Annotated in this window: 23 protein-coding genes; 20 read left to right on the top strand and 3 right to left on the bottom strand. The window is 30.5% G+C overall.

Annotated elements, in window-relative coordinates:
- The first annotated feature begins 9 nt into the window (after nt 1-9).
- From hisG to K7H06_RS10050, 11 genes are all read left to right on the top strand, one after another.
- Complete coding sequence (gene hisG, locus K7H06_RS10100; RefSeq protein WP_223039740.1) at nt 10-645, top strand: ATP phosphoribosyltransferase; 636 nt, start codon at nt 10-12, stop codon at nt 643-645.
- A gap of 16 nt (nt 646-661) precedes the next feature.
- Complete coding sequence (gene hisC / locus K7H06_RS10095) at nt 662-1,711, top strand: histidinol-phosphate transaminase (protein WP_223039739.1); 1,050 nt, start codon at nt 662-664, stop codon at nt 1,709-1,711.
- A 3-nt stretch (nt 1,712-1,714) separates the two neighbouring features.
- Nucleotides 1,715-2,299: an imidazoleglycerol-phosphate dehydratase HisB gene (gene hisB / locus K7H06_RS10090; RefSeq protein ID WP_223039738.1), complete on the top strand. Its 585-nt coding sequence runs from the start codon at nt 1,715-1,717 to the stop codon at nt 2,297-2,299.
- A 14-nt stretch (nt 2,300-2,313) separates the two neighbouring features.
- The gene (gene hisH, locus K7H06_RS10085) at nt 2,314-2,916 is read left to right on the top strand and encodes an imidazole glycerol phosphate synthase subunit HisH (protein ID WP_223039737.1); all 603 of its coding nucleotides are present in this window, start codon (nt 2,314-2,316) and stop codon (nt 2,914-2,916) included.
- On the top strand, nt 2,913-3,611 hold the full coding sequence (gene hisA, locus K7H06_RS10080) for a 1-(5-phosphoribosyl)-5-[(5-phosphoribosylamino)methylideneamino]imidazole-4-carboxamide isomerase (protein ID WP_223039736.1): 699 nt from the start codon (nt 2,913-2,915) through the stop codon (nt 3,609-3,611). Before hisH ends, hisA begins: the two co-directional genes overlap by 4 nt.
- A gap of 11 nt (nt 3,612-3,622) precedes the next feature.
- A complete protein-coding gene (hisF, locus tag K7H06_RS10075) occupies nt 3,623-4,387 on the top strand; it encodes an imidazole glycerol phosphate synthase subunit HisF (RefSeq protein ID WP_223039735.1) in 765 nt (254 codons plus the stop codon).
- Nucleotides 4,387-5,007 (top strand): bifunctional phosphoribosyl-AMP cyclohydrolase/phosphoribosyl-ATP diphosphatase HisIE, encoded by a 621-nt coding sequence (gene hisIE / locus K7H06_RS10070; RefSeq protein WP_223039734.1) that lies wholly within the window; start codon nt 4,387-4,389, stop codon nt 5,005-5,007. The genes hisF and hisIE overlap by 1 nt, the downstream gene beginning before the upstream one ends.
- A 67-nt stretch (nt 5,008-5,074) precedes the next feature.
- On the top strand, nt 5,075-5,170 hold the full coding sequence (locus tag K7H06_RS10065) for a DUF1858 domain-containing protein (protein WP_223039733.1): 96 nt from the start codon (nt 5,075-5,077) through the stop codon (nt 5,168-5,170).
- Nucleotides 5,171-5,451: 281 nt separating this feature from the next.
- Nucleotides 5,452-6,945, top strand: a complete 1,494-nt coding sequence (gene pdxR / locus K7H06_RS10060) for a MocR-like pyridoxine biosynthesis transcription factor PdxR (RefSeq protein ID WP_223039732.1) — start codon at nt 5,452-5,454, stop codon at nt 6,943-6,945.
- Between the two features lie 55 nt (nt 6,946-7,000).
- On the top strand, nt 7,001-8,113 hold the full coding sequence (locus K7H06_RS10055) for an alanine dehydrogenase (protein ID WP_223039731.1): 1,113 nt from the start codon (nt 7,001-7,003) through the stop codon (nt 8,111-8,113).
- 75 nt (nt 8,114-8,188) lie between these two features.
- Nucleotides 8,189-9,079: a diacylglycerol/lipid kinase family protein gene (locus K7H06_RS10050; protein ID WP_246637704.1), complete on the top strand. Its 891-nt coding sequence runs from the start codon at nt 8,189-8,191 to the stop codon at nt 9,077-9,079.
- A 14-nt stretch (nt 9,080-9,093) separates the two neighbouring features.
- On the opposite strand, the gene K7H06_RS10045 is transcribed toward K7H06_RS10050, so the two are convergent.
- Together K7H06_RS10045 and K7H06_RS10040 are read right to left on the bottom strand one after the other, a co-directional pair.
- On the bottom strand, nt 9,094-9,492 hold the full coding sequence (locus K7H06_RS10045) for a bactofilin family protein (RefSeq protein WP_223039729.1): 399 nt from the start codon (nt 9,490-9,492) through the stop codon (nt 9,094-9,096).
- Nucleotides 9,493-9,507: 15 nt separating this feature from the next.
- Nucleotides 9,508-10,443, bottom strand: coding sequence for a M23 family metallopeptidase (locus K7H06_RS10040; protein ID WP_223039728.1), 936 nt, complete (start codon nt 10,441-10,443; stop codon nt 9,508-9,510).
- A gap of 210 nt (nt 10,444-10,653) precedes the next feature.
- Here K7H06_RS10040 and K7H06_RS10035 point away from each other — a divergent pair, with 210 nt between their 5' ends.
- The 9 genes from K7H06_RS10035 to K7H06_RS09995 all read left to right on the top strand — a co-directional run bounded on the left by K7H06_RS10035 (nt 10,654) and on the right by K7H06_RS09995 (nt 19,034).
- Nucleotides 10,654-11,661: a LacI family DNA-binding transcriptional regulator gene (locus K7H06_RS10035; RefSeq protein ID WP_246637680.1), complete on the top strand. Its 1,008-nt coding sequence runs from the start codon at nt 10,654-10,656 to the stop codon at nt 11,659-11,661.
- Nucleotides 11,662-11,724: 63 nt separating this feature from the next.
- A complete protein-coding gene (locus tag K7H06_RS10030; RefSeq protein WP_223039726.1) occupies nt 11,725-11,970 on the top strand; it encodes a YkuS family protein in 246 nt (81 codons plus the stop codon).
- Nucleotides 11,971-12,085: 115 nt separating this feature from the next.
- Entirely contained in the window at nt 12,086-13,984 is a 1,899-nt protein-coding gene (locus K7H06_RS10025) for a YgiQ family radical SAM protein (RefSeq protein ID WP_223039725.1), read from the top strand.
- A 68-nt stretch (nt 13,985-14,052) separates the two neighbouring features.
- Nucleotides 14,053-14,223, top strand: a complete 171-nt coding sequence (locus tag K7H06_RS10020) for a DUF896 domain-containing protein (RefSeq protein ID WP_223039724.1) — start codon at nt 14,053-14,055, stop codon at nt 14,221-14,223.
- A gap of 136 nt (nt 14,224-14,359) precedes the next feature.
- Entirely contained in the window at nt 14,360-14,812 is a 453-nt protein-coding gene (locus K7H06_RS10015; protein ID WP_223039723.1) for a chemotaxis protein CheW, read from the top strand.
- Nucleotides 14,813-15,007: 195 nt separating this feature from the next.
- Nucleotides 15,008-15,490, top strand: coding sequence for a hypothetical protein (locus K7H06_RS10010; RefSeq protein WP_223039722.1), 483 nt, complete (start codon nt 15,008-15,010; stop codon nt 15,488-15,490).
- 254 nt (nt 15,491-15,744) lie between these two features.
- Nucleotides 15,745-16,908: a sensor histidine kinase gene (locus K7H06_RS10005; protein WP_223039721.1), complete on the top strand. Its 1,164-nt coding sequence runs from the start codon at nt 15,745-15,747 to the stop codon at nt 16,906-16,908.
- A gap of 1 nt (nt 16,909) precedes the next feature.
- A complete protein-coding gene (locus tag K7H06_RS10000; protein WP_223039720.1) occupies nt 16,910-17,563 on the top strand; it encodes a response regulator in 654 nt (217 codons plus the stop codon).
- Between the two features lie 61 nt (nt 17,564-17,624).
- Complete coding sequence (locus K7H06_RS09995; RefSeq protein ID WP_223039719.1) at nt 17,625-19,034, top strand: aminopeptidase; 1,410 nt, start codon at nt 17,625-17,627, stop codon at nt 19,032-19,034.
- A gap of 39 nt (nt 19,035-19,073) precedes the next feature.
- Here the strand turns inward: K7H06_RS09995 and K7H06_RS09990 are convergent, their stop codons facing one another.
- Entirely contained in the window at nt 19,074-20,033 is a 960-nt protein-coding gene (locus K7H06_RS09990; RefSeq protein ID WP_246637679.1) for a selenium metabolism-associated LysR family transcriptional regulator, read from the bottom strand.
- Nucleotides 20,034-20,127 lie beyond the last annotated feature (94 nt).

Below are 20,127 nucleotides of genomic sequence, written 5' to 3'. Positions count from 1 at the left end.
GGATGTAGCATGGATTATGTAAATATTGCATTAGGTAAAGGAAGGTTAGCAGAAAAAGCCTTTGTATGGTTTGAAAAAATTGGAATATGTTTTCCAGAATATAATAAGAAAAGTAGAAAGTTAATCTTTGTAGATGAGACAGAAAAAATCCGAGTAGTTTTTGTAAAAGCTAGTGATGTACCTATATATGTAGAACAAGGAGCTGCTGATATAGGGATTGCAGGGAAAGATACCTTAATAGAGAGTAAAGCAAATGTCTATGAAATTATGGATTTGGGTTTTGGAAAATGTAAATTTTCAGTAGCAGCACCAAAGGGGTTTGAAGAAAAACTTGATAGAAAAAGAAAGGTAGCCACAAAGTATCCTAAAGTTGCAAAAAATCATTATGAGAAAAAAGGGGAGCCTATAGAAATTATTAAGTTAAATGGCTCTGTAGAATTAGCACCTATTATAGGACTTTCGGATGTGATCGTAGATATTGTAGAAACAGGAACGACTTTAAAAGAAAACGGACTAGAGGTTATTGAAGATATTTGTGAGATTAGTGCAAGATTGATTGTGAATAAAGTGAGTTTTAAGACGAAAAATGAGCAAATTTATAAAATTATAAAGGGTTTGAAAAATAGTCTTGAAAAAAGTATTTAAAAAGAGGGGATGTAGGATGATTAATTTTATGAAAGAGAGAGTAAGGTTTTTAAAGCCTTATGAGATCTCTAATGAAATCATTAAAACTAAATTAGATGCCAATGAAAATCCATATAATCTATTTGAAATATTAAAGGATCAGTTTATAGAAAATTTAAAAATTTTAGAACTTAATAGATATCCAGATACGAATAGTGATGAATTAAGGGAATGTTTTGCAAGTTATTTAGGATTAAAAAAAGAAAATATTTTATGTGGAAATGGTTCTGATGAAGTGATTCAGACGATTATAAACACTTTTGTCGGAGAAGATGAATATGTCATTACCCATAGTCCAACCTTTTCTATGTATAAAATATTTACAACCATAGCTGGTGGAAATTTTACCCAAATTCCATGTGAAGATGATTTTAAAATTGATGTAGATAAAATCATTAAAGAGGCAAATGAAAGATCAGCAAAACTTATTTTTTTATGTAATCCAAATAATCCAACGGGAAGGGTTATCCCCATGGATGATATTGAAAAAGTACTTAAAGAAACAAAGTCTATTGTTATAGTGGATGAAGCTTACTCTGAATTTTTAGATGAATCTTCTATCAATTTAATCAAAAAATATGATCATTTAATTGTATTGAGGACACTATCAAAAGCTTTTGCACTAGCTGGCGCAAGGATCGGATATGGTGCTGCAAGTGAAAGAATGATGGATGCATTATATCGGGTAAAAGCACCCTATAATCTAAATGTATTTTCACAAATGATAGGAAAAATTTATATGGAAAATATTGAACTTATTCAAGAATATATTGAAAAAATAAAGAAAGAGAGAACATATCTTTATGAAGAATTAAGAAATATTAAAACTATTGAAGTTTTTCCAACAGGAGCTAATTTTATTTTAATTAGAAGCAAAAAGGCTGAAGAAATTATAAAGGTCTGTAAAGAAGAAAAGATTAGCATAAGAGCTTTTAATGAAGAACTTCTAAAGAATTGTTTTCGCATTAGTGTAGGGTCTAGAGAAGAAAATAATGAACTACTAAGGGTATTTAGGAAAGTGGTGTAGCATATGAGAGTAGGAGAAATAAAGAGAAAAACAAAAGAGACGAATATTGATTTATCCCTTAATTTGGATGGATCAGGAAAGATAGAAATTGATACGGGAATTGGTTTTTTTGATCATATGTTGGATTTAATGTGCAGACATGGTTTCTTAGATATGAAGTTAAAATGTGTTGGAGATCTTCAGGTAGACAATCATCATACTGTAGAGGATATAGGGATTGTCTTTGGAAAAGCTTTAAAAAAGGCACTAGGAGATAAAAAAGGAATTACAAGATATGCAACTATTTTTACCCCAATGGATGAAGCTATGTCTATGATTTCTATAGATATTAGTGGAAGAGCCTATTTACATTTTGATGTAACTTTTGAAAGAGAATATGTAGGACAATTTGAAACGGAATTAGTGGAAGAGTTTTTCAGAGCCTTTGTCAATCATGCGGCCATAACCCTTCATATCAGTTTAAAATACGGGAAAAATACCCATCATCTCATAGAATCTATTTTTAAGGGACTAGGAAGGGTATTAGATGAAGCTACTAGAGTGCAAGATCGAATTGAAGGGGTATTATCTACGAAGGGGTCGTTGTAGAGGGAGGAAAAATGATGATTGCTATTGTTGATTATGGTGTAGGGAATCTAAAAAGTGTCTATAAGGCTTTAAAAAAATTGAATTTTGAAGCAACTATCACGTCTTGTGAAGAAGAAATTAATAAGAGTAAAGGAATTATTTTGCCAGGAGTAGGTGCTTTTAAAGATGCCATGGATCATCTGATAGAAAGTGGTTTGATTAACTGCTTAAAGAGTAATGTAAAGAAAGGCAAACCTATTTTAGGAATTTGTTTAGGCATGCAACTTCTTTATGATACAAGCTATGAAGATGGAAAATGGGAAGGATTAGGTCTTTTAAAAGGAGAAGTAGTGAGATTTGATAATACCCTAAAGGTGCCTCATATGGGATGGAATAAGCTATTAAAAGGGTCAGATGACCCTATAGGAGAAAATATTGATGATGAATATGTATACTTTGTGCACTCCTATTATGTAAAACCTCAAAAAAAAGAAGAAGTGGTATTTTGGGCAGATTATGGCGTAGATGTACCAGGCGTTGTTAGAAAGAAAAATATTTTGGGTATGCAGTTTCACCCTGAAAAAAGTGGGGAAACGGGGATGAAGTTACTCAAAAACTTTGGGGAGTTGATAAAATGATTATTTTTCCTGCCATTGATTTACGAGGTGGTAATTGTGTAAGACTAAAACAAGGTAAATTTCAAGATGAAAATATATATAGTAAAAACCCAGTAGAGATTGCTAAAAAGTGGGAAGAGCAAGGAGCTAAATATATTCATGTAGTAGATTTAGATGGAGCATTAGAAGGGGTATCTAAAAATAGTCATGTGATTAAAGAAATTATAAAAGCTACAAATATTCCTGTACAACTAGGAGGAGGAATTAGAAAAATAAAAGACATAGAAAATGTTTTAAGCTATGGAGTTAGCCGTGTGATTCTAGGCACATCAGCAGTAAAAATTGATGGATTTGTAGAGGAGGCTTTAAAGACCTTTGGTGAAAAAATTGCTGTGTCTATTGATGCAAAAAAAGGATATGTAGCAGTAGACGGATGGACAAAAACCAGTGATATAAAAGCAATTGATTTTGCTAAAAAATTAGAAGGATTAGGATTAAAAACCCTCATCTATACGGATATTGCAAAGGATGGGATGCTTTTAGGACCAAATTTTAAAGAATTAAAAGAATTAAAAGAAAATATAAATATAGACTTAATAGCATCTGGAGGGATTAGCAAGAAGGAAGATGTTGAAAAATTAAGTACTTTAGGATTGTATGGCGCAATCATAGGAAAAGCTTTATATACGGGTGATATTGCCTTAGAAGAATTATAGGAGGAATGATAATGCTTACCAAAAGAATTATTCCTTGCTTAGATGTAAATAAGGGAAGGGTTGTAAAGGGAACAAAATTTAAAAACCTAGTAGATGTAGAAGATCCTGTAAAACTTGCAAAATTCTATAGTCAAGCAGGAGCTGATGAATTGGTTTTTTATGATATTACTGCATCTAATGAAAATAGAGATATCTTTTTAAACGTCGTTGAAAGAACTGCAGAAGAAGTTTATATTCCTTTTACCATAGGGGGAGGAATTAGAACCATAGATGATTTTACAGCAGTATTAAGAGCAGGAGCTGATAAGGTATCCGTTAATTCAGCAGCTGTGAAAAATCCCCAAATTATTCAAGAAGCAGCCTTAAAATTTGGAAGACAATGTGTTGTATTATCTATAGATGCCAAGAAAAATAATAATGATTTATACACAGTATATATAAATGGTGGAAGAGTAGATACAAAACTAGATGCTTTAAAATGGGCAATAGAAGGAGAAAAATTAGGAGCAGGTGAAATTGTAATCAACAGCATTGATACAGATGGTGTAAAGGATGGATATGATATAGAACTTGTAAAAGCTATATCAAAAAGTGTAAACATTCCTGTAGTTGCTTCTGGAGGTGCTGGAAAAAGAGAGGATTTTTTAAAGGTATTTCGTGATGGTTCTGCCGATGCTGCATTGGCTGCATCTGTATTTCACTATGGGGAAATCAGTATTAAAGAATTAAAAGAATATCTTTATGACAATGAGATAGAAATCAGGAGGATCAAGTAATGGAAAATATAAACCTTCAATTTGATGGTCATGGGTTAATACCAGCAATTGTACAAGATATAAATACAAAGAAAGTTTTGATGATGGCTTATATGAATGAAGAATCTTTTCAAAAAACTTTAGAAACAAAAAAAACATGGTTTTATAGTAGAAGTAGACAAAAGCTTTGGAATAAAGGAGAAACTAGTGGAAACTATCAGATTGTAAAAAAAATGAGTTATGATTGTGATGGGGATACATTGTTGATAGAGGTTATTCCTTTAGGAAATGCTTGTCATACAGGAGCAGAAAGTTGTTTTTTTAATAAAATAGTTGAAGAAAATGAAGACGATGAAAAAAAACAAATTGTTCAAAAACTATATACTTTAATTAAAGATCGAAAAGAAAGTCCAAAGGAAGGTTCTTATACCAATTATTTGTTTGAAAAAGGAATTGATAAAATCCTTAAAAAAGTTGGAGAAGAAGCCAGCGAAGTCATCATAGGGGCAAAAAATGATGAAAGAGATGAAATTATTTACGAGGTTTCTGATTTGATTTATCATTTATTAGTACTTTTGGTAGAAAAAGAAATTCCCCTAGAGGATATCAAAAAAGAATTATATAGTAGGTATAATAAGTAAGAAATAATAGAATATGAGTAGTATGAAAAGTATATAAAAATCCATCCTAATAATAGGAGGGATTTTTATGGTTTGTAGGGATACGATTATCAATGATATTTTAATAAAATTTCCTAAAGTTGAAGAGATTTTCAATGAATTTGGCATAAGATGTTTTGGATGAGGTGGCGTTCTTTATAAAAGCGTTGGATACGCTTCAAAAAAATATGGAATAGATGAAAAATTGTTGATAGAAACTTTAGAGAAAAAATTGCATGAATAAAGTGCGCAAAGTCGCACTTTATTCTATTTCTAGCAAAATGCTCTAATATTTTGTATAATTAATGGTAGTAATTGAAATTTATAATATATAATAATAAAATCAACTATATTGTATAGCATTAAATTTTAATAGTTTTAGAGAGAAAAATTTTGAAATATAGACATAAAATATAGGAGGTAGGAATGGACATATATAAAGAGATATATTTAGATAAAAATTCACCGCAACATTTATATATGCAGCTGTTTTATAAAATACGTCAGTTTATTATGGATGGAAAGCTAAAAGCTAACCAAAAGCTTCCACCTATTAGACAGCTTGCAAATACCCTTGGGGTAAATACGAGTACCATTGTAAACGCATATGGTCTTTTAGAGAAAGAAGGATTTGTTTATAAAAAAATTGGAAGTGGTACATTTGTTTCTCCAAGGGAAGAGGAAGGGCTAGAGGATACACTACTTCAGAAATATCCTTTAGATGAGGATATAAGACTAATGGATCGGGGTCAAATTCAAATAAAAGAAAATATGATTAGCTTTGCTAGTGCTACACCAACTTCTGACTTATTTCCAGTAGATGATTTTAAAATTCTTTTAAATGAGGTTTTGGATAGAGATCAAGGAGATGCTTTTGGATATCAGGAGAGTCAAGGTTATTATCCCTTAAGAGAATCACTAGTAGATTATTTAGAAGAAATAAATATCAAGACAAATTCAGAAAATGTTCAAATTATTTCAGGAGCGCAACAAGGAATAGATGTTATTGCAAAGGCATTTGTTGATTACAAAGATACAATTATTGTGGAAAGTCCTACATATACAGGAGCTATTGGAACATTTAAGTCAAGAGGAGCTAAGATTGTTAGTATCCCTATTTTTAAGAATGGTATAGATATAAACTTACTAGAAGAAAATATGAAAAATCATAAGCCTAAATTTGTTTATTTAATGCCTAACTTTCAAAATCCTACGGGATACTCTTATAGTAGAGAGAAAAAATTAAAAATTATTGAATTAGCTGAAAAGTATAATACATTTATTGTTGAAGACGATTACTTGAGTGATTTAAGCTTTTATAATCATGATAATGTTACCTTAAAAAGTTTAGATGAAAGTGATCGTATTATTTATATTAAAAGTTTTTCTAAAATTTTCATGCCAGGTTTAAGATTAGGTTTTTTAGTACTTCCCCAAAGAATACATCACAAAATTCTAGCTGCAAAGCATACATCAGATATTTCAACTTCAGGACTTAATCAAAGAGTTTTTGATCTTTATTTAAGGAAAGGGATTTGGAAAAAACATATTAGATATATGGAAAAAATCTATAGAGAACGTTTTGATGTGATGAAAAATTGCATAGAAAAATATTTTAAAGATATAGATGTAAGCTATAGTCTTCCTGAAGGAGGACTGAATTTCTGGTTTGCTCTACCTAAAGGCTATGATGCAAATAAGCTATATGTGGATGGGGCGAAAAGTAATATTCTCATTTTACCCGGATCTATATTCTTTACATCTCAAAATGAAAGTAGATTTTTTAGATTAAGTATTGCTGCTGTATATCCTAAGGATATTGAAACAGGAATAAAGGGGCTATCTCAAGTGATTAGAGGATTCATCAAAAAAGATAAAAATAGGAGAAAAGGACCTGACCCGTATATGCCCCTTTTGTAAGACATAATATTAAATAGATTATTAAAAATGGAGGTTAAATAAAGGAGGAAATTTCATGAAAATTGGTTTGCCTAGAGAATTAGGAAATGGGGAGTCAAGAGTTAGTATGACTCACAAAGGGGTACATAAGCTAACCAAATTAGGACATGAAGTTTTTGTAAGTAAAGATGCAGGGGCAAAGAGCGGTATTACAGATGAAATGTATAAAAACTCAGGGGCTGTAATCTTAAAGGATGAAAAAGATGTATATGAACAATCAGATCTAATTGTGAAAGTAAAACCACCTGTTTCAGTGGAATTGAATTATTTAAAAACAGGGCAGATTTTATTCTGTTATATGCTTTTAGAAAAAAATCAAAGATTAATATGTACCCTATTAGAGAAAAATATAGTAGGGATAGCTTATGAGATGGTTAGAGATGAACAAAGAAGAAAACCACTACTGATTCCTATGAGTGAAGTTGCTGGAAAAATGGCTGTGTTTAAAGGAATAGAGTTTATGCAAAGCCTCCATGGAGGAAAAGGAATGATGTTAGGATCTATAACTGGCTTAGCACCTTCTGAAGTGGTTATATTAGGAGCAGGTAGTGTAGCCTATAAAGCAGCAGAAATTGCTATGGGAATTGGATGTAATATAACGATTATTAATAAAAATAGAACCAGGTTAAGAACTTTAAATGAGAAACTTCTGAAAAAAGGGAACTATTTAAAGTTATCTCCTGAATCAGTACAAAATGCAGTAATAAAAGCAGATTTATTGATTAACACTATTGATTTAATGGGAGATAAAGATACACATATTGTGACGAGTCAAATGATAAAAGAAATGAAAAATGGCAGTGTGATCATTGATGTTGCCTGTGATGAAGGTGGAGCTATAGAAACTTCAAAGATGACAAATCATACAGATCCTACATATATTGTGGATGGTGTTATTCATTGTGCAATACCTAATTTGCCTGGAGTAGTTCCAAGAACGGCTACCTTTGCATTAGCTGATGCAACATTCCCTTATATTATAAAAATCGCAAATGAAGGAGTCCATAAAGTCATATTAAATGATGCTGGGTTAAGAGAAGGCTTGTGTACTTACAAGGGTCATTTGATTCATAAGGAGGCTTCAAGGAATTTTCATATACCTTATGTGCCCTTTGAGAAGACTTGTTAAAGATAAGCAAAATAATTGAAATAGGATAAACCATTGAATATCTTGATAAACAATAAGAGGTGATATAAATTGAAGGTGAAATTCATTCTTAATCCTTCATCGGGAAAACAGATTGTACAAAAAAATTTAGATAGAATGATTGGAAATTTAATATTAGAGGGAACAGTAAAATATGTAGATGTATTTACAATGAAAGGAAAGGATGATGCCCTAGAGGAAGTAAAAAGAATCAAAAAACATGAATATGATTGTATTATTGCTGTAGGGGGGGATGGAACTGTTAATGAAGTAGTGAATGGTGTAATGATAGGAGAAAATGAAATTCCTATAGCCATACTGCCAGCAGGGACTGTAAATGATTTTGCAAAGTTTTTAAATCTACCTACAGATGTTAAAGGCTTTTGTAGTATGATCAAGAAGAATAAGAGAAAAAAAGTAGATGTTGGAAAAGTAGGAAATAAATATTTTATTAATGTTTTAGCAGGAGGACTTTTAACAGATGTAGGATATAAAGTATCCTCTGAAATCAAAACTGTATTAGGAAAATATGCTTACTATGTAGAAGGAATGAAAGAAATTCCAAGACAGATGCTAAGGAGCATGAATATAGAAATTAACTCAGAGGAGTTTATAGGACAAGAAGATATTTTCATGTTTATTATTACTAATACTCCCTCTGTAGGAGGATTTAAAAAAATTGCACCTATGGCGAAAATTGATGATGGATTATTTGATGTATGTATTGTGAAAAAGTCAGATATACCAGAATTTTTTTCTTTATTTTTACAGATAATGAAAGGAGAACATATTAATCATTCTCGGATTTTATATATACAGACTTCAAAGATTGAATTGACGAGTTCTAAAGATATTCATGTTGATTTAGACATAGACGGGGAACAGGGCGGTAGTCTTCCTGCAACTATTGAAGTAGTACAAAAGGGCATAGAAATCATCATTCCATAAAAAAAGAGGCTTTCTTAGGCCTCTTGTTTTTTAGGATTTAATTTAGAAATATTATCTGAAGCAGCAACATTTTTCATTGCACATTTTCCTTCAAAAATGGCTTGATCTTCAACTACAAGACTTGTTACATGGATATCACCGATTACTTTACCAGAAGCATTTAACTTTAATTGGTTTTCAGCAGTAATATTTCCTTCCACAGAACCTGATACGATTACGTTGCTTGCGGAAATATCTCCAACCATTTTTCCTTCTTCACCAAGGATTACATCTCCTTTAACAGAAATATTGCCCACAAATTCACCATCAATGCGAACTGTACCATCAGCATTTAGTTTTCCTTCAAACTTTGAGTTTTTACCAATGAGTGTATCAACCTTTTCATGGGATGTAGTATTATTTTTTCCAAACATTTTCGTCCCTCCTAACTATTTATTTAAAACTTTTAAAGGATCGATTTGTTGACCTTTATAATGAACTTCAAAGTGTAGATGAGGACCTGTGCTTCTTCCTGTATTCCCCATTTTCGTAATGATATCACCTTTACGCACCTTTTGACCCACCTTTACTAGAATTTCTTTGTTATGGGCATATAGACTGCGATAACCATATCCATGGGAAATGATCACTACTTTGCCATAAGCTGATTTCCAACCAGTAAAGGATACAATTCCAGTACCTGCGGCACGAACAGGTGTACCAGGTTTGTTTGCAATGTCTAGGCCCGTATGAAAATCTCTTCTACCACTAAAGGGCGAACGTCTATAACCAAACTTTGAAGTGATTCGACCTTGTGTAGGCATTTTATTAGGTTGAGCATCTAAAAATTTTAATTGTTTTTTCACATCAGCAATGAGTACATTGAGATTTTCAGTTTCTTTATCCATTTCAGAGGCTAATGTTTTCATGGTTTCTTCTATATTGGAAGATTGATTTGTTATGCTTGATATAGGGAGTTTATTTCTAAAAGCAGATCTAGAAACAGGTTTAGATGAAGATGTATTATTTTTATTTTTTAACCCGACTAAACTTCTTGTTTGAATTTCTAATTCATTTAATCTAGACAATTTTTCAGAGACTTCACTTGTTATATTTTCTAATTGATTGATTCTATTGGCTTGATCTTCATTAATCTCTTGAAGTTTAGATAAATTATTTGTTTGATCATCAAGCTGTTGATTGAGATGAACATTAGAATAAATTAAAACCATTAAGGAAATACAAATAGTAATAATAAAAATTCCAAAGGTGTGTAAAATAATTCTTTTAAAATTAAGTTGTCGAACATGATTACCAGAATGTGGTACAATCATAATATGGAGAGATTCATTTGCAACTTGTTTTAATTTTTTATAAAAATTCATTGTTATGTACCTCGCATCTATAAATTACTCATAACAATAGTATTTCTACAAAATTTCTGAAAATCCTTTTTTATTCGATAAAGAAATATTAAAAAAACTAATTAGAAGAAGGAGATTCTATAATGGGTGTAGAAAAATAACATGATAAAGGAGAGCATTTAAAAATTTGAAATAAATTTAGATTAAATTATAGGAATTGGAGTGAATAATGTGAGCATAACTATTAAAGATGTAGCAAAAAAAGCAGGGGTTTCTATTTCTACAGTATCTCGAGTGATCAATGGTTCGAAACCTGTAAGTAGTGAAATACGACAAAAAGTATTAAAAGTAATTGAAGAAACAGGATATAGACCTAACCCTGTAGCAAGAAGTTTAGTTATGAAAAAAAGTCAATTAATTGGAGTGGTTGTGCCTGATATATCCAATGTATTTATTGGAGAAATTTTAAATGGTATAGAAGAAATTGGAAAAATGTATGGATATGATATTTTATTATGTAATACTTATGGACAATTAGAACAAGAATTAAGGTATCTTAATCTATTAAGAGCGAAGCAAGTAGAAGGAATCGTATTTATGACTTGGAAGCTTGAGGAGAAATTGGTTGAATATCTTGAAACAATTGATATTCCAGTATCACTAGTCAATAGAAATACTAGTAATTTAAATATTCCATCTGTATCTATTGATAATTTTCAGGCTGCGTATGAAATGACAAAATTCCTTATTGAAAATGGACATAAAAAGATTGCGTTGATTCGAAGTAGCTTGGATCAAAATGCTTTTGGGCTTGACCAATATAATGGATATAAGGAAGCGTTAGAAGAGCATGGATTAGAAATTAACGAAAAATTGGTTAAATATGGAAATTGGAAATTAGAAAATAGTTATGAAATTGTAGAAGAATTTATAGATGAAAAGATTTTACCAACTGCAATTTTTGCAGCTAGTGATGAAATGGCCATTGGAGCGATTAACTGTTTATTAGATAATGGATACAAGGTTCCAGAGGATGTTTCTGTTGTTGGATTCAATGATATAAAATTAGCATCTATATATAGACCTAACTTAACAACGATTCATCAACCAATTTATGATATTGGCGCTGTTGCCATGAGAATGATTGTTAAAAAAATTGATGGAGAAGAAGTAGATAGCAATGTGATTACCCTTCCTCATGAATTAATGGTAAGAGAAAGTAGCAAGAATATAGAATAAAGAATATTTCACCTTCTATGTAGAAATAATAGAATTAGATTATAATTATAGGAGGTGGTTCTTTTGAGAAAAATAGCTGTAGAAAGATCATTAGAGAATGTGAAAAGTTATCTTAATACAAAGGGATATGATGTTACAGATCTTGAAAGTGCTAGAGCAAATTTGAAAGGCTTTGATGCAATTGTAGTTTCAGGACAAAATAGCAATTTACTAGGAATGCATGATACAAGAACAAAAGCATCTGTTATCAATGCAAAAGGAATGACACCAGAAGATGTACATGCACAAATAACAAATCGTTTTAGTTAAGACCTCTTTTGAGGTCTTTTTTTGCTTTAAGGATAGTAATTTACAAGGAAAAATACTATAATATATCTATTGTACACAAAAACAAATGTAGGAATTATATGAGAGTGAGGAAAAAATGAGAGTAAATGACTTTTTACCAATATGCAAAGAAGATATGAAGAAAAGAGGATGGGAGCAATTAGATTTTATAATTGTTACAGGAGATGCTTATGTAGATCATCCTAGCTTTGGTACAGCTATTATTTCAAGAGTTTTAGAAGATGCAGGATATAAAGTAGGAATTATTTCTCAACCCAATTGGAAAAACACCAATGATTTTAAGAAATTAGGAAGACCTAGACTTGGCTTTTTAATAAACGCAGGAAATTTAGATTCTATGGTTAACCATTATTCTGTGAATAAGAAAAGAAGAAAGCAAGACTTATATGCTCCAGGGGGAAAAATGGGATTAAGACCTGATCGAGCAACTATTGTATATACAAATATGGTAAGACAATCCTATAAAAAAATACCTATTATTATTGGAGGTATTGAAGCTAGTTTAAGAAGATTTGCTCATTATGATTATTGGAACGATTCAGTAAGAAGATCTATTTTATTTGATAGTGAAGCAGATTTGTTGATATATGGTATGGGGGAAAAACAAGTTATAGAAATTGCAGATCATCTAAATAATGGATTAGATATTCAGTATATTCGACACATTTCTGGAACTTGTTATAGAGTAGATGATTTAGAAGAAGTTTATGATTATATTCAGGTGCCTTCCTTCGAGAAAGTTAAGGCAGAAAAAACCGCTTATGCAAAAGCTTTTAAAATTCAATATGAAGAACAGGATAGTATTAGAGGACAAGTAATTGCTCAGAAACACAAGGATACTTATATTATACAAAATCCTCCAGCTATGCCTTTAACACAGGTGGAGCTAGATCGAGTATATGATTTGCCGTATATGAGAAATTATCATCCAATATATGAAAAAATGGGTGGAGTTCCAGCTATTAAGGAAGTAAAATATAGTATTGTTAGTGAGCGAGGTTGTTTTGGAAGTTGTTCTTTTTGTGCTCTTACATTTCATCAAGGAAGGGTGATCCAAAGCAGAAGCCAAGAGTCTATGATTAAGGAAGCAAAAAAGATTGTTGAGGATAAAGATTTTAAAGGGTATATTCATGACGTTGGTGGACCAACAGCAAATTTTAGACATGTTGCTTGTGAAAAACAAAAAACATACGGAACTTGTAAAAATAAGCAATGTTTACATCCAAAACCATGTAAAAACTTAGATGCTGATCACACGGAATATTTAGAAGTATTGAGAAATCTTAGGAAAATTGAAGGGGTAAAAAAGGTTTTTGTTCGTTCAGGACTTAGATATGATTATATTATGGCAGAAAAAAAAGATGATTTTTTAAAGGAATTATGTGAGCATCATGTAAGTGGACAGCTTAAAGTAGCTCCTGAACATGTTTCACCTAAAGTATTAGGATTAATGGGAAAACCGAAAAGAGAAATATATGATAGGTTTGTAGATAAATTTTATAAAATCAATGATCAACTTGGGAAAAAACAATTTTTAGTACCTTATTTGATGTCTAGCCATCCAGGAAGTGATTTAAGTGCAGCTGTTGAAATGGCAGAGTATTTAAGAGATATACATTATCATCCGGAGCAAGTGCAGGATTTTTATCCAACCCCGGGAACTTTATCTACATGTATGTTTTATACAGGCTTAGACCCTAGGAATATGAAGACTGTATATGTTCCTAAAACAAGGGAAGAAAAGACTATGCAAAGGGCATTGCTTCAATATCGAAATCCTAAAAATTATGATTTAGTAAAGAAGGCTTTGGTTTTAGCAGGAAGAAAAGATTTGATTGGACATGGTCCTAAGTGTTTAATTAAACCAAAAGAAGACAAAAATAAAAAAGATACACCAAGGAAAAATGGTCAGAAAAAAGATGTGTGGAGGAAAAATAAACGTCAAAAAAATAAATCAAGAAAAAATAGAAGATAATTGACGTTGACGAAAACTTATATTTTTTGTACAATATTTTATTAGAAAAAGTAAAGAGGTGAAGATGAATGTTCCCAAAAGAAAAAATTGATCGTATAAACTTTTTAGCTAAAAAATCTAAAAATGAGGGGTTAAGCCAAGAAGAAAAGATAGAACAAAAAAAACTTAGAGAAGAATATTTGAAAAATTTCAGATCAAACTTTAGAAAACAATTAGATAATATTGAATTAGTTGACTAAGGATACAAACAAAAAAAGGATAAATCTCATTTATTCTTTTTTTTGTTTGAATAAGAGGATTAATGTCAATTTCATAGAATATAATACTATAGAAAAATGAAATGGCGCTGATTGAACACAAAAGGGGGTTAATATAATGTCAGAAAAGCAATATGTCATATTTAAGTTAGAGAATGAAGCTTATGGCGTAGATATAATGAGTGTGAAAGAGATTTGTGAGTATAAAGAAAGTGTTAAGGTACCTAATACGCCTAAATTTGTTGATGGGATTATTAACTTGAGAGGAGATATTACACCTATTATCAGTTTGAAAAAGAGATTCAATTTACAAGATTCAAAAGTAAATTCAGATACAAGAATTATTGTTATTGGGTTAAAGGAAAAACAAGTTGGATTTGTTGTAGATGAAGCTTCTCAAGTTTTAAGAATAAGCGAAGAAGATATTGAGCCAGCACCAGAAATCGTAGCGGGTGTGGATAAAAAATATATTACAGGAGTTGGAAAGCTAGAAGATAAAATCGTTCTATTATTAGACCTAGAATATATTCTTACAGATCATGAAAAAGATGAAATACAACAAATATCTTGATGATAAAATTTTTTGACGAGAATAGAAGGAATGGTGAGTAAAGGATTTTTTTTTAAGATATTTATGATAAAAAAATAAAAAATTAGAAATTCATGTAAATAAAAAAATTTTGTTTGACAACAGCAACAGTCAAATTTCCAACCTATACCTAGTGTATAATTGATTTAAATATACAACATATAGGAGGAAATACCAATGAAAAAGACTTTGCTGTTTTTTTTAATACTCATTGCAATATTAATGCATACAAAAGGAAATCTTGCAGATGCAAATCCAGTAATAGAAGAAGGAATGAACTATGAAAAGGAAAGAGCAATGATTGAAGAACTTTTTAAAGAAAGATCAAAACTATGGAATAATATTTATGAAAGAAATGTGGAAACAAGCCAATGGATTGAAGGACTAAAAGATATTGTTGTAGAGCCGTTATTATCTTTTGATGCTGAAGCTTTTAAACAAGCTTGCGAATATCCTACGGATATGGATAAAGTATTAGGATTGAAAATTGTTCATATAGAAAATGTGACTTATGGTAGAGATACTATGGAAGCAAAAATAAAAATTCATTGGAAAATGGATGGACTTCCATCTAAATATGAAGAAGAAATTGATTATATAGTAGCGTTAAAAAAAGAAAATGGGAAATGGAAACTTTCTGATTATAATGTTTATCAATAGCTGTCTAGTTTTATATTAGACAGTTTATTTTTTATTCTATAGAAAATTTCATTGAAGATATGAGCATATGTTATAGCATAACGGAGATTTTTTTGTATAAAAATAGGGTGAATTTACTATTTTGTTGTTTACTATAAAATAAGAAGGAATATAATTATTTATGAAGAAATAATTTATGTAGTAAACATGTCAAATTGTGTCGTTTTACTAAAATGTGTTATTCTATAATAAGAATGGATGATTAGAGGTGCATTATGTATAAGCCAGCTTTAAGTGCTAAAAAAATGAATGAGATTATTGAAAGTACAATCGATGCAATAGAAAAAGGTAAAAATGAAATTTTTGAAATTGCTGAAAGTGCTAGAAATGAATGTAAGAGCCTCGAAAAAGAATTAGAGCATATAAAATTGAAAGCTATTCATATTATTGATGAAGTAGATTCACTAGAAATTTTAGAAAAAAGAAGTAGGGTAAAACTTGCTATGGTAAGTAAGAATTTTAAAGAATTTACAGAAGAAGATATTAAAATAGCTTATGAAGAGGCAAATGCTTTGAAAGTTAAAATTGTATTGAAAAGACAAGAAGAAAAGGACTTAATCAAACAACGGTCTGATTTAGAGAAACGGTTAAAAGCTTCTTATGAAGTGGTGAAAAGAGCGGAAAATTTGGTTTCACAAGTTGGCGTAGCTATGGGGTATTTAAGTGGAAATTTAAAGGGGATCTCAGAGCAATTAGAGGGGATACAACAAAAAGAAGCAGTGGGAATCAAAGTGATTAAAGCCCAAGAAGAAGAAAGACAGCGAGTTGCTAGAGAAATTCATGATGGTCCTGCTCAATCTATGGCTAATGTGGTAATTAAAGCAGAAATTTGTGAAAAATTATTTGATAGAGATATGGAAAAAGCAAAGCACGAACTGACAGAACTTAAAAATATTGTGAGGGGTTCTCTAAAAGATGTAAGAAAGATCATATATGATTTAAGGCCTATGTCTTTAGATGATTTAGGATTAGTACCAACTGTACAAAGATTTATTATAAATTTTGAAGAGGAAACAAAAGTAGATGTAGATTTTTCTGTAAATATAGAAAATGAAGGAATAAACTCAATTACGCAGCTATCTGTATTTAGAATTATACAAGAATCTTTAAATAATATTAGAAAGTATGCAAAAGCTTCAACGGTGATTATCAAATTGGAAATGATTCATGAACGAATCAATCTACTGATTGTTGATGATGGCATTGGTTTTGATGCTCAGCGTAAATTAAGTTCAAATAAAAGAGAAGGTGGTTTTGGTTTATTTATTATGAAAGAGAGAGTAGAATTATTAAAAGGAAAAATAGACATTAAAAGCAATACAGGGAAGGGAACAAGAATAAAAGTTACTATTCCCTTAAAAAGCAGGGAGGAACAATAGGATGGATACTAAAATTAAAGTTTTAATTGCAGATGATCATGCACTCATGAGACAAGGTCTTAAGCAAATCATAGAGTTAGAGGAAGATATTGAAGTAGTTGCATTGGCTGTTGATGGAGAAGATACCATTAAAAAATCACAACAATATAAACCAGATATTATATTGTTAGATATTAACATGCCTAATATGAATGGGATACAAGCATTAAGAAGACTAAAGGATATGGGAACAGATTCTAAAATTATTATGTTAACCATTCATGATGATAGAGAATATCTTTTTGAGACGATTAATATAGGTGCATCTGGATATGTATTAAAGGATGCTGAATCAGCTAGCCTTATAAAAGCTATTCGAGATGTATGTACGGGGCATTCATATATTCATCCATCCCTTGCTTCAGAATTAGTTAGGGAATATAATAAAAAAGACAAAGCTGATGATGGATATAAAAAGGATAGATTAACAAGAAGAGAATATGAAGTATTGGGTTTAATTGCAGAAGGGAAAAATAATAGAGAAATTGCAGAAGATTTGTTTATTAGCGAAAAAACAGTTAAAAATCATGTGTCAAACATATTTAAGAAGATTAATGTAAGTGATAGAACTCAGGCTGCCATCTATGCATATAAGCATAATATTAAAAAGATATAGTAACCAACATAGTTAGTAACTTCAAGGGAAATAATAAAAGGGATATGAAGGAGGGATTATTTTGTCAGAAAAGAAGGATTGTTTAAGTTTTGAATTTAAAAATGGATGGGAAAAAATAAATGAAGCAGAGAAAAAAGATGTATATGCATTAAGTGAAACCTACAAAACATTTTTAGATAAGGGAAAGACAGAAAGAGAATGTGTAAAAGAAATTATAAAACAGGCTGAAGAAAATGGATATAAAAATATTGAAGATTTTATAGGTGGAAAAGAAGTATTAAAGGCAGGGGAAAAAATTTATGCAAACAATAAAGGAAAAGCTGTGGCATTATTTGTCATAGGAGACACGCCAATAGAGAAAGGGATGCATGTTGTTGGTGCTCATATAGATTCTCCAAGGCTTGATTTAAAACCTTTTCCATTGTATGAAGATGGAGGATTAGGATTATTTAAAACCCATTATTATGGCGGCATAAAAAAATATCAATGGACGGCTATGCCATTAGCTTTACATGGCGTTGTGATCAATAAAAAGGGAGAAAAAATAAATATTGTAATTGGTGAAGATGAAAATGATCCTGTATTTTTTATAACAGATTTACTACCTCATTTAGCGAAGAATCAAAATGAGAAGAAATTAAATGAAGGGATATCAGGAGAAGGTCTTAATATACTCATTGGAAGCATTCCCTATGAAGATACAGAAATAAAAGAAAGAGTAAAATATAATATTTTAAAACTACTTAATGATAAATATGAAATAGAAGAAGAAGATTTTTTAACGGCTGAAATTGAAGTAGTTCCTGCGAGTAAAGCAAAAGATGTTGGATTAGACAAGAGTTTAATAGGAGCTTATGGACAGGATGATCGAGTTTGTTCTTATACAGCTATGAAGGCTATTTTTAATATTAAAAATCCTGATAAAACTGCTGTAGCGTTACTAGTGGATAAAGAAGAAATAGGAAGTATGGGAAATACAGGAATGCAGTCTAGATTTTTTGAAAATGTTGTAGCAGAGTTAGTGAGTTTACAAAGTAAAGATTTTAACTATCTAAAAGTAAGAAGAGCACTAGCCAATTCAAAGGTTTTATCTGCAGATGTTGGTGCTGGCTTTGATCCTAATTTCCCTGATGTTTTAGATAAAAGAAATGCTGCTTTTATTGGCAAAGGTGTATTAGTATCAAAATATACGGGTGCTAGAGGAAAATCTGGATCTAACGATGCTAATGCAGAATTCTTAGGTGTTTTGAGAAAAATATTTAATAATGACCATGTAGTATGGCAAATTGGAGAATTAGGAAAGGTTGATCAAGGTGGCGGAGGAACCATTGCTTATATATTAGCTAATTATGGAGCGGAAGTGGTAGATTGTGGTGTTCCTTTGCTTTGTATGCATGCACCTATAGAGATTGCAAGTAAAATGGATATTTATATGGCTTATAAAGCCTACAAAGCTTTTTTAAAAGCATAAAATAATCGGGAAATACCCGATTATTTTTTTTATAAGAGATTATAAAAGATTTTGATTTTTAAGCATAAAGTTTTTGAAAGTTTCTGCTAAAGGAGATAGAATTCTAGGTTCATGATAGACAAAATAAAATTTTCTTGTTGGATGAATGTTTTCTAATTCTAATTTTTTAACCATATTGTATTGAACTTCATTTCTAATTGCAAAATCAGAAATCATTGTAATACCAAGATCATTTTTTACACATTGTTTAATGGATTCAGTGTTTTCAATACAAGCTACAATTTTTAATTGTTCTAAAGATATATTATGTTCATTAAGAATTTGTTCAAATATTTTTCTTGTTCCTGAACCTTTTTCTCTTAAAATGATTTTTTCTTTCAATAAAAAATCAATAGGAATCTTATCTAGTGTTTTATATTTTTCAATATTGGGTACAATCATTACAAGCTTGTCTTCTAAAATGTCAATATAATGTAAGTGTTTTGTATTATTTTTTGCCCCTACAAAACCAAAGTCTATACGCCCGCTTAAAATGCCGTCTACTACTTGTTGAGAATCATAATGAAGAAGATTATATTGAACATCTGGGTAAATTTTATTAAAAGCACTGAGTAAGGGCGGGAGAATATATTGCTCAGGGATAGTACTACAAGCGATTTCTAAAGTACCATCAATTTTATCTTTAAAGGATTCTAAAGAAAATAAAGCCTGTTCCCTTTTATTTAGTATTTCTATTGCATGGCTAAATAGGATTTCTCCAGCTTTTGTTAATGTTACCTTTTTATTTGATCGATTAATGAGTATGGTACTCAATTCATTTTCTAGATTTTGGATATGGTTACTAATCGTTGGTTGTGTTAAAAAAAGATAATCTGCTGCTTTTGAAAAACTTTTTAACCGTGCTATAGCTATAAAAGTTTCTAGTTGTCGAAAATCTATACGATCACCTCCAAGATAATCTCTTGCATTAATAGTATCATTTACTACAATAATTATCAAATAGTAGACTGTATAGAAGATAGAATTCTAAATAAATATGGAAAAAATAGCATAGATATAGTATAAAATATCTAAAAGGGATTTTTGCTATTAT

The organism is Crassaminicella profunda, assembly GCF_019884785.1.
In the GTDB taxonomy this organism is placed as follows: Bacteria; Bacillota; Clostridia; order Peptostreptococcales; family Thermotaleaceae; genus Crassaminicella; species Crassaminicella profunda.
Note: the sequence above shows the minus strand (reverse complement) of the source record. Positions and strands in the feature narration are given on the sequence as shown.